A 14,689-nucleotide genomic window follows, 5' to 3' on the forward strand; every position below is an offset into this window, starting at 1 on the left:
GAGGTAGCGGTCGATCGCGGTGGTGGCCTCGCGCAGTTGTGCCTCGGTGCTGGCGAGTTCGGCTTCGATTTGGGGTCGTTCGTCGTCGTGATGCCGGTAGGCACCGGTGATGGCTTCTTCGAAGAGGTCGACGTCGTCGTAGAGGGTGAGCAAGCCGGCGACGACGGCTTCTTCGAGGTCTTCGGCGGGGACGGGTTGGCTGTGACAGCCGCGGGCGCCTCGGACCTGGCGGGTGCGGCAGGCGTAGTAGCGGTACTGGCCGCCCCGTCCGTGCGCGCTGACGCCGAGGTAGGCGCGGCGGCAGGTCAGGTAGCGCAGCAGCCCGGTGAGCAGGTAGTCCGAGGTGCGGGGGGTCGCCGCGGCGGCGTCGGCGCCGCGTTCGTCTAGCAGGGCTTGCGCGGCGGCGAAGGTGGCCGCGTCGACGATCGGTTCGTGTTTGCCGTCGTGCACCTGGTCGTCGTGGCGGATCTTGCCGACGTATGTGGGGTTGCGCAGCAGCCGCAGCACGGCCTGGTTGCTCCACAGCCGGCCGTTGCGGGAGCGCCGGCCGGTGTCGTTGAGCCGGTGCGCGATGGCGGTGGCGCCAAGGCGCTCCTCGACGTAGGCGGCGAAGATGGATTGCACGACGGCGGCTTCCTCGGGATCGGGGAGCAGGGTTTTGCTGGCCGGGTCGTGGGTGTAGCCGTAGGGGCCGGGGCCGGTGAGCCACTCGCCGCGGGCGGCCTTGCGGGCGAAGCCTTTGGTGATCCGGTCGATGAGCAGACCGCGTTCGAACTCGGCGAAGATGCCGAGCAGTTGCAGCAGCATCCGACCGACCGGGCCCTGGGTGTCGATCGGTTCGGTGGCCGAGCGCAGCGCGAGCCCGAAGCCGTCGAGGTCTTCGACGATGGACATCAGCCCGACGATGGAGCGGGTGAGCCGGTCGATGCGGTAGACCAGCAGCACGTCGAACTAGCCGGCCCGGGCCGCGGTCAGCGCGGCCTGCAGGCCGGGGCGCGCCAGGGTGGCGCCGGAGGCTTGGTCGACGAAGCGGTGGCTGATGACGTGGCCGGGCTGGGAGGCGACGAAGGCGTCCAGTCCGCTGGCTTGGGCTTCCAGCGAGTAGGGCTGGTTGACCTCGTCGGTGGAGATCCGGGTCAAGGTGGCGACCCGCACCGGCCCGGGCCCGGCTAGGCTCGGCCGGGCCGGTGCTCGGCGTCGGGTGTTGGCTGGCATGGGCTGGCTCCTGGGCTTCGCTGGCGTCGGTCGGGATCAAGGAGCGCTCGATCCGGCTGCGAAGTCAAGGCCGGCCGCCGGCCGGCCCCGGCGGCGCGTCCGCGGCGCAGGTAAGGGATGAGTAGCGCGCGCAACGCGGCGACCGCGCGGGCCCGCTCCTCGGCGCCGAGCGGCACGTACTGCGGCGGGTGCACGACCAGCGGAGGCCGCGACGCCGGGGTCGGCCGGCCCGGTGGCTGGCCGTGGACCCTGTCTGCCTGGGGATCGCTCACCGCTTCGGTGGTGGCGGTCCGGCCGGCACGGCCGGCTCGGCGTCGAGGCGGCCTTCGACCCGGGCCAGCCGTTCCCGCACACCGCCGACGGCGACTCGACCCGGCCGATCGCGGTCTCCATGCGCCAGCCTGCCTGCCCGAGCAGGTTCACGGTGGCGGCCAGCCCGGCCAGGTCGGTGCGTTCGCCTTCCCGCCGGGCCGCGCGGGCGTTGGTGTAGGCGAGCAGCGCGGCCAGTGTGGGCGGGGTGGCGCCGACCGCGGCGGCGAGCACGGCCGCGCTCATCGCCGTCTCCACACCACGACGTCCTCGTGCCCGACGACCTGGCGGGGCAGGCCGTTGGCGCGGGCCCGGCGGACCTGGTCGAGGGCGAAGAACGACACCCGGGGGACGAGCGCGTCGTCGCGCAGCCCGGCGAGCAGCGCGACGTTGCGCTCGTAGAGCACCAGCCCGGCGTCCTCGCCGACGCGGGCGAGCAGGCCGGGCAGGTCGACCAACTCGCCGGCCCGCCAGTACGGCCGCACCGTCATCGCGACCACCCCGCCGGGACGCAGCAGCTTGGTCGATCCGGCGAGCACGTCGCGCATCGCGGCGAGCAGCGCGCCGAGGCCGACGTGGGCGAGGTTGGCCGGGTCGCTGCTGTAGCGCCAGTGCGCCTTGCGCACCCCGGCGCCGGGGCGGGTGGTGACCTGGCCGTGCACGCTCGGTCCGTACGGTGGGGAGGTGAATACGAGCGCGGCGAGGCCAGCCACCGCCGGGTCGAGCAGTCCCGGCAGATGACGGGCGTCGCCGCAGACGACCTCACCGTGGCCGCTGGCGCCGTGCTCGCGGGCGCGCTCGACGTTGGCCCGGGCCAGCTCGGCCCACACCGGCTCGTACTCGACACCGATCCCGTCCCGGCCGAGGTGGACAGCTTCGACGACGGTGGTACCGATCCCGCACATCGGATCGACGACGAGGTCCCCTGGCTTGGTGTAGGCGGCGACGACGGCGCGGGCGATGGCCGGCAGCATCTTCGCCGGGTGCCGGCCGGAGACGGCCAGGTAGCGCTCGGCCCGTTGGGCTCGGGCGGTGTGCTGGGCGGTGCCCACACCGAGATTCCTAGCTCGACGCTCACCGGCCCACCGCCGCGCTCGGGCGCAGGAACGCGCACACGTCCTCGTGCACGACGAGGTGGGCGGGCTCACCACGGGCGCGGGCACGGCGAGCCTGGCACCTGTTGTGACCGCTACCGCACAGCGTCAGAGCAGGCCCCGAATCGAATCCCGGGGCGCCGCAGACGTCCGGGCGTTCATTCGACGATCGCCGGCGAGCCACCCGGCGTGACATTGTCGACCTATGAGTCAGGCAGAGGAAGGGGCCGTGCCAGAACCGTTGGGTTGGCCGTTCGGTATGGGCGACGTGGCGGACGGACAGCCGGGCGCGCCAGAAGACTTGTGGTCGGGCCCGGGAACGGTGGAGCTACCGCCGGCGAAGCCAGGCGATCCCATGGTGGCTTATACCTCCAACATGACGCTTCAGAGGCGATGGTCAAGGGATGCCGATCTGCAACTCACATCAGTGGGAGATCAGCCCTGGACCGGCGGTCCTCGAGACACGAGCGGGCTCCCCAGCATCGACGGAGGCACACTCGTTGACCCCACGTGTTGGCGGGTCTCCGGTCACGCGCCTACCACCCGGATATTCACGGTGAGTGAGGTCCTGCTTGGCGACACCAACGCTGTCGCCACGGCCGTCCGCTTCGGGCTCGCCAACTGGGTCCACTACGTCGGCGGCCCTGTCCAAACCGATACGCGGTCATACGCCTCGCGCCTTGAATTAACTGCTGGCGCGCACAGACTGCGCCTCGATCAGGTGGCAGACGATTGGACGCCCGACTGGCAAGAAGTCGGCTACAGAGCGGGCATTACTCACATTGGAGAACTTACTCGGGCGGACGGCACGGTCATGAGCTACGCCGAGGCCAGGGGGATGTTAGAAGCGATCTTCTTCTGGGCGAGCCTGTTGCGGGGGGCTTATTCGGCACCGATCACTGCCATTGGCCGCGGCCCGGACTCAGAGGCATTGTGGACGCAGCACGCCGCCTGGCACGTCGACCCCTGGTCGAACGATCATGGCGCTCTACCTTGGCCAATTGCAACCGAGCTTGACGAGTCCAAGCCGACCGTGGAAGCACTCGGTAGGTCGCTCAACAGGGTCGCCAAGCTATTGGAAGACGAGCAGTGGAAAGAGACGCTGGGTCGAGCAATCTTGTGGCTGTGTACCGCCAACACCGGCCAGACGGATGGCGACTTGATCCTTGCCCAGGCAGGACTAGAACTGCTTGCCTACGTCATCGGCACGCGCCGGGGTCTTCTCACAGACGAGGCGTTTACGAAGCTCACTGCGGCCGACACGATCCAGCTGGCACTGACGACGCTGGGTATCTCTCTTGACATCCCCGTCGCAATGCAGCAACTCTCGACGTACGCAGCGGGTCGACAACTCAATGCTGCCCAGGCTGTCGCACAGATCCGAAATACGGTCGTTCATCCCCCGACGAGCCAGAAACAGCGGCACAAGGACCTGCGAGATCACCGGTTGAAAATCCAGGCCAAACGGCTGGCGTTGACACTTCTCGAACGTGCCCTTCTGAGGATCTGCGACTACGACGGTGCCGTCTGGGACCGTGCCGTTGGCCGAGCGACCGTGTCCTGGTGACGTCCAGCCGGGCGTAGTGCACGTGATCGTTGGGGGCGGTGGCGAGGTGATCCTTTAGCGAGGGCCATTGACATGCGCGGGCGTTCAGGCCGTCGGACATTGTGGCTGGTCATTGCCCTATCGGGTAACTGAACCCCACGGGCGGGGAAAACCGTGCCATTACGACGACGACGGTCTGTACCTACATGCTGCGGTGCTTGGAGTGGAGGTGCTTCGGGCCCCGGAGAGTACCTGCGTCGGCGCTCGCCGGGGGAACCGGGCTGAGCGGCTACCTGGCAGAACCGTCGCAGCCGGTCTCCGGCAGACCGGTAATTGATGACGGCAGTTTCTCGGTCGCGCCGGCTGCTAGCACGGGAACTCTGGTGACTCGCTACTCGGCCTCGTCGAACCGGAGGCGCTCGGCTATCTCGCGGATCTGTCGGTCGTGCTCGGCCGCGGCTTGCTCAGCGGCTTCGGCACGCGCGCGTTCGGCCCGCAGGTGCTGTGCAGTCGTTTCGTTGAGCTGCCGTACGACCAGCTGGAGCGTCTGGAGGTGGTAGCGCTCCAGTTCATCGATGGTCGTACTGTCGAGCACGATCCGATCGCCATGTACCGAGGCAATACCGGGCCGGTGCATGGATGTCCACGCAGGCGGCGAGTTCCAAGCGTCGGCGAACCTCGCCGACCACACTTCAGGCGGGACTCTGTTGAGCACCAACGGAACCCGATAGAGCCCGCTGCCTCGCGTCACGTCGTTTCGCGGACGACCGACGCCCTCGGTGTCCACACCGACGATCCGGACCGGCTCGTCGTTACTCACGACTCGCGCTGCCGCCGTCCAATCACGGCTACTGCGGCGGGCGCCGTGCCCAGGCGTTGGAGGTGCTGCGGTAAGCCCAAGATGCCGCGCCGCATCCTTGACAACTCGCACCGCGCAATGATCGAGAGCCTCCGGGTCGAGTTGCAACCAATTCACGTCGGCGAGCGACGGCGGCATCGCGACGTCCGCAACGCGCAGTGGCAGCACCGTCACCCGCCGAGGGCGGCGCCGCAGTTGTTTGCTCATGGCTAGCGCCCTCTCCTTGCGGCACCAGTTCGACTCCACCGATGCCGGACTGACGAGTGCCGCGACAAAGTCGAACTCGGCAATCGCTTCGGAGATCCGGTCGATGAGCGAATCGCCAATCAGCAATTCACCCTGGTCCAACCAGACCCGGGCCCCCGCCGCCTCAAGTGCCGCTGCCAACGCATGCGCGAGGCCGGCGTCCTCGTGCGCATAGCTGATGAAGATCGAAGGCTGCAGGTCTGCCATATCGTCACGGTAACCGGCCGCCACTCGAGATGTTCGGTGATTTGTCCTGACTCGACAGCGTCCGCGGCACTCAGCCCGTCCACCCGGTCACCCTGCCCTCCAGCAGCGCGCTGATCCGCCGGAGTCGGTTCAATACCTGCTCAAGGTTGCGGCCGGCGAGCACCGCACCGGACACGGATTGCTGCGCCGGCACCAGCCCGTCGGAGACGCGCTGCTCCAGGCCGGAGACATCCGGCAGGCCGCACGCGCGGGCTGCGCCCCTCCGAGTAACGCGCACACGTGACGGGAGTGGGCGGAGAGCTTCGCGCTCAAGCCGTTCGCGAAGGCCACGACGTTGTGCGAGCCCACGCATAGAAACTAGTGCCTGCTGAACACGCCCGCCTCGGCTCAGTCCAACCTCGCTACGGAGAGGATGAGCATCCGACGCTGTCCGAGGACATCGCTCGCCACCTTGGCGGTGGGACGTTGCGTGAGCGGACGCGCGCTGTCCGTGATCCGTGCGGGCGTGGCCCGGCATGTTCACTGACGTGAGAATCGGCGGGTGACCAGCGGTTTCGCCCTCGTCGGCGTTGCGCATCGGATCCACTTCCAGCCGCAACCGGTCCCCGCCATCCCGATCGTGTGCTCCACCCATGCCGTACTCCCTTCTGCTCACGACGCTCGCCACCGGCACCATGCCGGCGGCGCAGGCACACCGGCGGACGGCTCGCCCGGCGGCGTGGTGACGCAGGCAGCGCGAAGCCGCGTTCCGGGATCCGGCCGCGACACGCGCCACGACACTCGTTCGGTTACCTCGGTCAGCCGCCCTCGCGGCGTAGCTCGGTGGTTACACGGGGACGCTGGACCGTCGATGGACGCTCCATCTCGCCGCGAGGTCAAGGGCGTCCTATAACGGTTTGGTAACGGCTCCCCCGACTCGGCTGGCGCCCGGTCACGGTTTACGGCCCGCCGGGTCTTCTACACGACATAGCTGTTTCACCGGCGCAGCGCTGGGGCGGCCCTCATGACGCTGCGCTGGTGCTACCGGAGGGGAGAACTCTGATGGGCTGGACTCGGAGGATGAGCGCGATCGGCGTCATTGCGACGGTCGCCGTCTTTGCGTGCTCAGTGGCGGTACTGCCCGCATCGGCTTCGACTGGTGATACCGCCACGCCTCCGCAAGGCGGCAGCCTGACCGGTAGCACTGTGAGCCTGATTGTCCCGGGGCTTTCCGCGACTTGCACTGTGTACCAGCAGGGTCATGGGTTGGTCACGGTGTACACGAACGCGAACGTTCAAGAGGAGTCCCTGAACAACTCCTGGTCTACCTGTGGTTCGTTCCTAACGCGGCTGGTGACATTCGCCGAAGTGGAAAACCTCAACCCTGTGTACTACCGCGCTGCGTCCAATTCGAAGACAGGGTCCGGAGATGGTCCGGTGTCTGTGGTTGCCAGTACCAACGTCCCAGCGACCTTCTACGGCCCCTCGTTGCGATTCACCTGGACCACGAACGCATATTTCTCGAACGGAACATCGCTCAGAATCTGCCAACAAACCACGACGAACGTGGCCTTGGAAGCTACTTCATATACCGCCTCGTGTTGATGATTCGTCTCAGCCGTGGGAGGTCTTTACGGCCATAGAAAGGTTCGACTATGAAACGAAGGATCTAGGCCTTGGTGGGCGTTGCGTCGCTGCTCGTCGCGGCCGCCTGTGGTAGTTCGCTTGATACCGCCAAGGTCACCACTGACAAGAGTTCATACAACCTTGGGCAACCGGTGGTTTATACATTGCAAGTCATCGCGGCGGGGACCCCGGCGACAATCACCTACTACGCCACCGCGAGCGACACATGGCAAATCAGTTGCTACTCGATCCTGTTCATACACGAGTGCAACAACGCAGAATTCGACTTCGCAACGAACGTGCCCATTGGCCCCATGACAGTCCCCGGCTTCGGGGGGCAGATTGTCCTAACTGTGGCCGAGCACTCCGGGCCTCATGAAGCTGGCGAGGACATCACGTCATGTCAAGTCGACAGCGGGACGCAGAAATGTGTGGTGAGCGGAAACAGCACGGATCAAAGTGCCTTCGATGTATCCTCGACTGGCATTGGTGGAGGATCCGTGGTCCAGTTGGGTGTGCACGTTTCTACCTCGGGGGAAGCACGGGTGACCTCGAGGCCTGGGCGCAGTTCGGGGAACTAGCGTGACGAAGAGGGACCGGGCGGTCGGCTTCGCCGTCGCGATGTGCGGGGCGCTTTTGCTCGCCGGTTGTGCCTCATCGTCGGGCACCAAGGGGGGAGCGACCCCCGGCACCACGGCTCGGCCTGCACACTCGTCCGTTCGGGGCGGCAGCAAGGTCGCTCAATCGGCGACGGCTTCCCAGTTGGCGGCGCCGGATGGAACGAACGGATCGGGCAATTCGTCGCAGGCATGTTCCTCCCTTCTCTGTGATCGCGTGATCGCCCCTTCGACCACAGCGGACATACACGGTTGGGCTGAGGGATTCCTAGGTCAGGGATGGGCACGAGCCACGGGTGCGGAATCAGGTTCGTTCGGTGTTCCACGGTTTTGGAACAGCTCTTATTCCGAGGCGACACACGAAGTGGACTTCTCGGGGACCAACTCCAATGGCTCGTCCATGGGATTCGGCATCGAGTTGAATAATGCTGGTGCCGCTCTTTTTGAGGGCTTCTTTGTCACCGTGCCCTATTCGCCTCCGCAGGGTGGCGGCGGGTCAATCACCTATACGTTTACGACTGTGGCAGCTGCTCGTTTCCTAGGCGCTCCGGTCGGCTCGAACTGGCAGTCCCCAACGCAAGACCACCGATATCTCGTCACCCTCCAGCACCCGAATAGTGCGGAGTGGGAAATGTCAATTCGGCCAAACCCCGGAGGCCCGGGACCACAGCCCGAGTTGACCAGCGGTTCTTTAAGTCTCTCAACCTCAAGTGTTCGCCCGCCGTGGTCCGAGGTTCAGATGCAACTGACAGCTCGCTCGCCGTATGGGCTGGTGCAGGGCTCGGTAAAGCTAAGTCGACATAGCGGCCCGTTTACCTACACCACGAAGACGTCCTCGTCTGCCAGTCCATAGTGTTCACTTCAGCAGGGTGGGCCATTGCGGCGCGTGCGGGGTAGGCGGGGGCGTTGGCTTGCGGGAGCCGCCTTCCTACTATTGGTCATTTTTGGCGGGCTGATCCTGCGCACGGTCTTGCAGGATAACCAGCGGGCGTCTATTACTGCGAACACCCTTATAGCGTTGGCTCGGCACGCAGGCCACGTGCAAGTCGTCGCGAACCAACACTATGTTGGCACCAATAGTGATGGCCTGTCTGGGCCGGGGGGACAATATTGCTTCTTCTTTGCGAACGTAAGATTCCGGACATCGACATCGCGCGCGAGCCTAATTGACGGGGTAAACGCGCAGATCCGCCAGGGCCTTGCCAAAGCCGGGTACCTGGTCAGCGCCGCCGCCGTGCAAATCGCCCCTGACTTGATTGAGCTGGAGGGCGTCGGCATTGGATCTGGTGGTCGCTTCGACCCGCGATGCTGGTAGCGGCCCGACAGGTCCGCTAGCACCTCCGCTCCGATTCCGTTGCCCATGGAGATCATCGGACCCCTGACCAACGGACGGCGGTTCGGATTGCGACACCAGGACCAGGAGGGCCGTTTTTCCCGGCCGGTATGTCGCGAGTTACCGGACATCCGATATTCGGCACGTCCGGACGGGTTGGTTCGGCGACACCGCGCTTCACGATGGGTGACGGAAATCTTGGTGCAAGCTCTCGGGGTCGCAGGAGGTGCTGAGGTTAGACAGGTCCGCGCCCACGAGCCGAAAGCCCTCCCTGCCGACCCGTTCGAGGCGGACGAACGGTCGCCGGACCGGCTCCTCTTTCATCCGCTGCATCGTCTTGAAGGCGGTCGCCTTGGCGTACGCAGACCCGGCCGTGACCATCTCGGCGTGAACCTCGCGGACGGTGAAGGTTTCCGCGCCGGTGCGCGCGCGCAAGGTCTGCAGCGCGGTCAAGACGGCCTCACGGCAGGTAGGCGCTGACCATCTGTGCCGTCCCAGGCGCAGACGGTCACCGGGGAAGCTGGGACGGCGGTTCGTATTCGGAGGCATCATCACCACCGTTGATCATGCCTTTGACATGGGCGTACGCGAATTTGTCCGTTTCGGCGGTAAGACCACGGTGTGGCCACGGGGCACACGCCGGCGCCGTCCCGGGCAAAGTGCCTGGTCAGGGGCACCGGCGCTGCCGGTAGTGGAAGTGCGGTTTCCCGCCACTGTGGTGTGACCACCGTTCCCGCCACTGGCGACTTGGGTATCGTGATCAATACTTGAGTATTGTGCACAGTACTACGGTATCGTAGCTCGGTGGACGTTTCTGATCCTGGTCGTGCGCTCGCGACCGGCTTGACCATGCCGATCTTGCGGGCGATGTCGTCCCGCTCGAACCCGACGACCGCGGCGCAGATCTACCGGGTGATGCAGCAGGGGACGGAGGCGGGGGTTCGGCGGGCGATTGAGCGCCTAGCGGCTCAGGGTGTGGTGCTCGGTGAGCCGGTGGGGGATCGGACGGTCTATTCGCTCAACCATGACCACGTCCTCGACCGGGCCATCCGAGCGCTGCTGCGGGCGCCCGAGGAGCTGCCGCGACGGCTGCGCGTGGAGCTGGCCGACTGGAGTATCCAGCCGGTCTCCGCTGCCTTGTACGGTTCGGCGGCACGCCGTGACGGGGACGCGGACAGCGACATCGACATCCTGCTCGTGCGTCCGGTCCTGGGTCGGTCCGCGACACGGGACCAGTGGGTGCGGCAGGTGCATCAGCTGCGTGAGGCGGTGCGCCGTTGGACGGGTAACCGCGTTCAGATCACCGACCGCTCCAGAACGACGCTTCGGCGGTTGGCCGCGGCGCGCGAGCCGATCGTTGACCAGTGGCTCACCGATGCAGTTGTGATTGCCGGCCAGCCGCTGGATGAGCTTGTTGACGTGGCATGAGTCCGGCTGGGCGGCGCCAACGATGCAATACCAACGACGCCCGATTGCGGCTCGCGCATGCCCGGGCGTACCTGGAGGACGGCGAAGCTGATAAGCGGCGACCCGGCGAAACCCGAGGAGGTCGACTTCAACCATGTCGCAGCCGGTAATGCTGTGCTCGCGGTGATCGCGGCCGGTAACGCGCTGTGCTGCCGTCTGCTCGGGGAACGAGCGCGCGGTCAGGACCACCGGGAAGCCGTGCGCCTGCTCGAGCAGGTCAGGTTCGGCCCAGGGGCGGCGACGGAGCAGACGCGCCGAAGCCACGCCTTGGCTGCCGCACTGGCCACCGCCTTGGACCTCAAGGACGATTCCCACTACGGCACCCTCATGGTCGGCGCGGCAGAGCTGCGTCGCCTGATCCGTGCCGCGGACAAGCTGGTATCCGCCGCAACATCGGTCATGTAACCCGCGCCCGCTGACGAGAACGGCCGCCGTGGCATGCTCTTCTGGGCGGGTGAGGCGCTGTCAAGATCGGTGCTTCGGTGTGGCCTGTGGCCACACCGAAGCACCCCGAATGCGTCCGAGAGGCGGTGAAAGCAGCCGAGTTCCTTGATACTTTGAGCGGGCGCGGCGCCAAGAGCGTGAATCCGTGGGGTTCGATTCCCGCCACCGCTACCGCCACCGCCACCGACGAATTGCGACAAATTATTTCCGCCAACTTATCGCTACCCGGCGACTAGTTACCGGCAAGATTCGGGACGCGGAATCGCAGACGGCGCAGAACTGTCGTCGAGCCCTCGGTTCGCAGCCCGAGCTGGCGGGCGTCCGCCAGCTTGAGCATGCCCGACAGAACGCCGAGGACCATCGGGGGGTCGCCGTCCAGAACGAGGTCGGGCGACGGCGCGGTGCCGAGGTGCGTGGTGATCGCGCCGCCGCCCACCTCGATGACGACGGGCTGGTCCCCGGTCCGGACCTCGATGGTGGCGGGCGGGCCGTCGGGCTCGCCGTCTTGCAGGAACTGCGACACCGGGAAGGCGAGCCAGTGACTTCGAAACACCTCGTTGCCCGTGGGGTCGGGCATGAACCTCACTCCCCAGCCCCCGAGCGCCTGCAGCACCGGTTCCAGCTCGCGGCCGGCATCGGTCAGGTCGTACAGGGTCGTCGCTACGGGAGGCGGGACCGCCTCCCTGCGCACCAGTCCTTGCTCCTCGAGCTCTTTGAGGCGCTGGCTGAGCAGGTTGGTGGCGATCCCGGGCAAGCCGTGTTGAAGATCGGTGTAGCGGCAGCCGCCTTGGAGCAGCAGCTCTCGGACGATGAGCAGAGTCCACCGGTCGCCAACTACGTCAAGGGCCTTGGCCACTGAGCAGTACTGGCCATACGAGCGCATCTCGGCAGCGTAGCCGCCCCCCACTGGAGTTTCAATAGTTGTAGCTTGACTTTCTAAAGAGCCTGGGTTAAAAACGCGGCATGCGCACCAAGCCCCTGATCCTTGCTTCGCTCCTCCTGGCCTCCTTCGCCATCAACCTGGACACGACCATCGTGAACGTGGCCCTGCCCACCCTGGTGCGGGAGCTACACGCCACCACCACCCAGCTCCAATGGGTGGTGGACGCCTACAACCTGGTCTTCGCCGCTCTGCTCCTCACCTCAGGGAGCCTGTCGGACCGCTTGGGTCGCAAGGGGATGCTGCTCGGGGGCCTGGCCGTGTTCGGGCTGGCCAGCCTGGCGGGCGCATTCACCACCATGCCGTCGGCGCTCATCGCTGCCCGGGCCGTGATGGGCCTCGGGGCGGCCATGATCTTCCCGGCCACGCTGTCCGTCATCGCCAACGTCTTCACCGAGCGCCGGGAGCGGGCCCTGTCGATCGGCCTGTGGGGCGCCAGCGCCGGCGTGGCTATCGCCGTTGGTCCCATCGTGGGGGGTTTCCTGCTGGAGCACTTCTCGTGGGCGAGCATCTTCGTGTTCATGGCCCCGGTGGCCGCTGTCGGCGCGCTGCTGGTGGCGCTCAGCGTGCCAAGCTCGAGGGACCCAGCCGCGACGCGTATCGACGTGCCCGGCTTCGCCATGTCCACCGCCGCAATGGCAGTCGTGGTCTTCACGATCATCGAGGCTCCCGACGTCGGCTGGTCCAGCGGGCGCAGCGTGGCCGGCTTCGCCGTCGCCGCCGTGTTGTTCGCGCTGTTCATCGGGTGGGAGCGCAGAGTCGAGACGCCCATGTTGGACGTGCGAATGTTCCGCAACATGCGCTTCACCGCCGCCAGCGGGTCGGTCACCATCGCCTTCTTCACGCTGTTCGGCTTCATCTTCCTGATGACCCAGTACTTCCAGTTCATCCAGGGCTTCAGCCCGCTATCCACGGGCGTGCACTTGCTGCCCGTGGCGGCCTCGGTGGCGGTGAGCTCGGTGATCGGCACCCGGCTGGCGGTGCGCGCCGGGAGCAAACTCGTGGTCGCGATCGGGCTTCTCGCCATCACCGCCTTCTACGTGTGGGTGGCAAGCGTGATCACCGCTCATACCACCTACGGGGTGATCGCCGCCCAGATGGTCCTCTACGGCGTTGGCATGGGCTTCACCTCCGCGCCGGCGACCGAGTCGATCATGGGGGCGGTGTCGATCCACAAGGCCGGGGTGGGCTCCGCTGTCAACGACTCGACCCGCCTGCTCGGTGGCACCCTCGGCGTGGCAGTGATCGGCAGTGTGTACGCCTCGCTGTACGGGTCCAAGCTCACCGCCGGCCTGCCGGCCCGTCTCCCCTCGGGCCTGTCCGCTGTCGCCCACCAGTCGGTCGGCGCCGCCATCGCCGCGTCGAACCGCCTGTCCGCGGTCGGCCTGACCCACGTCGGTGCCGCCGTGCACCGGGCCGCCTTCGACGCCTTCCTGCACGGCATCAGCGTGGGGTGCCTGGTGGCAGGCGGCGTGGCCGTGCTGGGTGCCCTCATTGCCATCGCCTTCCTCCCCGCCCAGCCAGCTTCGGCAGCCGCGCCCGAGGCGAGCGGGGTGCTCGAAAGGGCGAGCCAGATCGCCGTCGGCTCGTCTTTCCTGTCGTTCGAGCCGCTGCCTGTCGCAGCGGGTTCCGGGGGGGCTGCCCTCGGAACCGCGAGCCCGGTCGGCCCGACCGCCGGAGGGTGCACCGATGTCTGAGCGATCGAAACACCGAGGTCATGGCCGACACGAAGATGCCTGTCGGGCGACCGGCGTGGGTTGATGCCGAACTCTTCCCCTTTCAGAGCCGTTTCGTTGACATCGATGGGCACACCGTCCACTACGTGGACGAAGGATCGGGGCCGACGCTGCTGTTGCTTCACGGCAACCCGACCTGGTCGTTTGTGTACCGCGACGTGATCCGCACGTTGCGGAACGAGTTCCGCTGCATCGCCCTCGACTACCCCGGATTCGGGCTGTCGACCACCGTCCCGAGCCGAAAGAACAGCCAGCGCCGCCACTACCTCATCGCGGCAGGAACTACCTGCAGGCTCCCGTCCGCCCAGTCCATGAAGCCGGCTGCTTTGCGCGCCCGCCTGATGGCGGGGGCTTTCGCGAACGTCGCTTTCGTCGATGCTCAGCGCCTCGTCGAGGCCCTCGGGTTCGAGCGGCTGCGGGTGACGGGCAGCCACCATGTCTGTGCCCGACCCGGCATCCCCGAGCAGCTCAACTAGCAGGACCGACGCGGGCAGGCGAAGCCTTATCAGCTTCGTCAGCTGGTGGCCCTGATTCGCCAGTACGATTTGGGCATCGAGGAGGACAGGCCGTGACTCCGGGATCCGATCAACGTGTTCTGGAGCGACGAGGACACGGCATGGGTGGCCGATGTCCCCGACCTGCCCTACTGCTCGGCCCTGGGCGATAGCTCGCACGAGGCCGTGGCGGAGGTCGAGGTGGCGATCAAGGCGTGGCTCGACGCGGCTCGGTCCAGCGGCCGGCAGGTTCCTCCGCCGTCGGCTCGAGTAGCGCAGGCATGAATGTCCTGTCCCCGACCGGCATGGGTGATCGCGGCCACCACCGCTGATTACGCGGAACCAAGACCGATCACAGGGCCGACAAGCAGCGGGTAGCGGTTCGGATTGTGTGACATCAGGACCACATGTGATCATGGCCTGAGCATGGCGGTCGCAAATTTGTCCGGTTCGGCGGTGTGACCAGGGTGTGGCCTCGGGCCACACGGCTGTGGGGTCTGGTGCCAGGTGCCTGGTCAGGTGGTGTCGCTGCCGAGGCCGGAAAGCGGTTTCCCGCCGCTGTGGTGTGACCACCGTT

Annotated in this window: 13 protein-coding genes; 8 read left to right on the forward strand and 5 right to left on the reverse strand. The window is 66.7% G+C overall.

Annotated elements, in window-relative coordinates; genetic code table 11:
• The first annotated feature begins 36 nt into the window (after positions 1-36).
• The gene (locus VNG13_04025; protein ID HVA59690.1) at positions 37-387 is read left to right on the forward strand and encodes a hypothetical protein; all 351 of its coding nucleotides are present in this window, start codon (positions 37-39) and stop codon (positions 385-387) included.
• Positions 388-432: 45 nt separating this feature from the next.
• Complete coding sequence (locus tag VNG13_04030; protein ID HVA59691.1) at positions 433-1,173, forward strand: hypothetical protein; 741 nt, start codon at positions 433-435, stop codon at positions 1,171-1,173.
• 78 nt (positions 1,174-1,251) lie between these two features.
• Here the strand turns inward: VNG13_04030 and VNG13_04035 are convergent, their stop codons facing one another.
• Positions 1,252-1,770, reverse strand: a complete 519-nt coding sequence (locus VNG13_04035) for a hypothetical protein (protein ID HVA59692.1) — start codon at positions 1,768-1,770, stop codon at positions 1,252-1,254.
• Entirely contained in the window at positions 1,767-2,576 is an 810-nt protein-coding gene (locus VNG13_04040; GenBank protein HVA59693.1) for a DNA methyltransferase, read from the reverse strand. The genes VNG13_04035 and VNG13_04040 overlap by 4 nt, the downstream gene beginning before the upstream one ends.
• Positions 2,577-3,174: 598 nt before the next feature.
• Here VNG13_04040 and VNG13_04045 point away from each other — a divergent pair.
• Positions 3,175-4,185, forward strand: a complete 1,011-nt coding sequence (locus VNG13_04045) for a hypothetical protein (protein HVA59694.1) — start codon at positions 3,175-3,177, stop codon at positions 4,183-4,185.
• Positions 4,186-4,555: 370 nt separating this feature from the next.
• Here the strand turns inward: VNG13_04045 and VNG13_04050 are convergent, their stop codons facing one another.
• Complete coding sequence (locus tag VNG13_04050; protein ID HVA59695.1) at positions 4,556-5,476, reverse strand: toll/interleukin-1 receptor domain-containing protein; 921 nt, start codon at positions 5,474-5,476, stop codon at positions 4,556-4,558.
• A 3,732-nt stretch (positions 5,477-9,208) separates the two neighbouring features.
• Positions 9,209-9,484, reverse strand: a complete 276-nt coding sequence (locus VNG13_04055) for a hypothetical protein (protein ID HVA59696.1) — start codon at positions 9,482-9,484, stop codon at positions 9,209-9,211.
• A 351-nt stretch (positions 9,485-9,835) separates the two neighbouring features.
• On the opposite strand from VNG13_04055, the gene VNG13_04060 reads away from it, so the two are divergent.
• Positions 9,836-10,459 carry a nucleotidyltransferase domain-containing protein gene (locus VNG13_04060; GenBank protein ID HVA59697.1) on the forward strand — a complete coding sequence of 208 codons (624 nt, stop codon included), beginning with the start codon at positions 9,836-9,838 and terminating at the stop codon, positions 10,457-10,459.
• Between the two features lie 57 nt (positions 10,460-10,516).
• Complete coding sequence (locus tag VNG13_04065) at positions 10,517-10,903, forward strand: hypothetical protein (GenBank protein HVA59698.1); 387 nt, start codon at positions 10,517-10,519, stop codon at positions 10,901-10,903.
• Between the two features lie 271 nt (positions 10,904-11,174).
• Here the strand turns inward: VNG13_04065 and VNG13_04070 are convergent, their stop codons facing one another.
• Positions 11,175-11,825, reverse strand: coding sequence for a helix-turn-helix domain-containing protein (locus VNG13_04070; protein HVA59699.1), 651 nt, complete (start codon positions 11,823-11,825; stop codon positions 11,175-11,177).
• 80 nt (positions 11,826-11,905) lie between these two features.
• On the opposite strand from VNG13_04070, the gene VNG13_04075 reads away from it, so the two are divergent.
• From VNG13_04075 to VNG13_04085, 3 genes are all read left to right on the forward strand, one after another.
• Positions 11,906-13,579 (forward strand): MFS transporter, encoded by a 1,674-nt coding sequence (locus VNG13_04075; GenBank protein ID HVA59700.1) that lies wholly within the window; start codon positions 11,906-11,908, stop codon positions 13,577-13,579.
• Positions 13,580-13,614: 35 nt separating this feature from the next.
• Positions 13,615-14,094: an alpha/beta fold hydrolase gene (locus tag VNG13_04080; GenBank protein ID HVA59701.1), complete on the forward strand. Its 480-nt coding sequence runs from the start codon at positions 13,615-13,617 to the stop codon at positions 14,092-14,094.
• A 114-nt stretch (positions 14,095-14,208) separates the two neighbouring features.
• Positions 14,209-14,397: a type II toxin-antitoxin system HicB family antitoxin gene (locus VNG13_04085; protein HVA59702.1), complete on the forward strand. Its 189-nt coding sequence runs from the start codon at positions 14,209-14,211 to the stop codon at positions 14,395-14,397.
• Positions 14,398-14,689: the final 292 nt, after the last annotated feature.

The sequence above is a fragment of the Mycobacteriales bacterium genome (genome assembly GCA_035533475.1).
Taxonomy (GTDB): domain Bacteria; phylum Actinomycetota; class Actinomycetes; order DATLTS01; family DATLTS01; genus DATLTS01.

What these genes read in the sequence shown, in the direction of transcription:
- VNG13_04035 (HVA59692.1), bottom strand. Translation starts at nt 1,770, where the DNA reads ATGAGCGCGGCCGTGCTCGCCGCCGCGGTCGGCGCCACCCCGCCCACA.
- VNG13_04075 (HVA59700.1), top strand. Translation starts at nt 11,906, where the DNA reads ATGCGCACCAAGCCCCTGATCCTTGCTTCGCTCCTCCTGGCCTCCTTC.
- VNG13_04065 (HVA59698.1), top strand. Translation starts at nt 10,517, where the DNA reads ATGCCCGGGCGTACCTGGAGGACGGCGAAGCTGATAAGCGGCGACCCG.
- VNG13_04080 (HVA59701.1), top strand. Translation starts at nt 13,615, where the DNA reads ATGCCTGTCGGGCGACCGGCGTGGGTTGATGCCGAACTCTTCCCCTTT.
- VNG13_04070 (HVA59699.1), bottom strand. Translation starts at nt 11,825, where the DNA reads ATGCGCTCGTATGGCCAGTACTGCTCAGTGGCCAAGGCCCTTGACGTA.
- VNG13_04050 (HVA59695.1), bottom strand. Translation starts at nt 5,476, where the DNA reads ATGGCAGACCTGCAGCCTTCGATCTTCATCAGCTATGCGCACGAGGAC.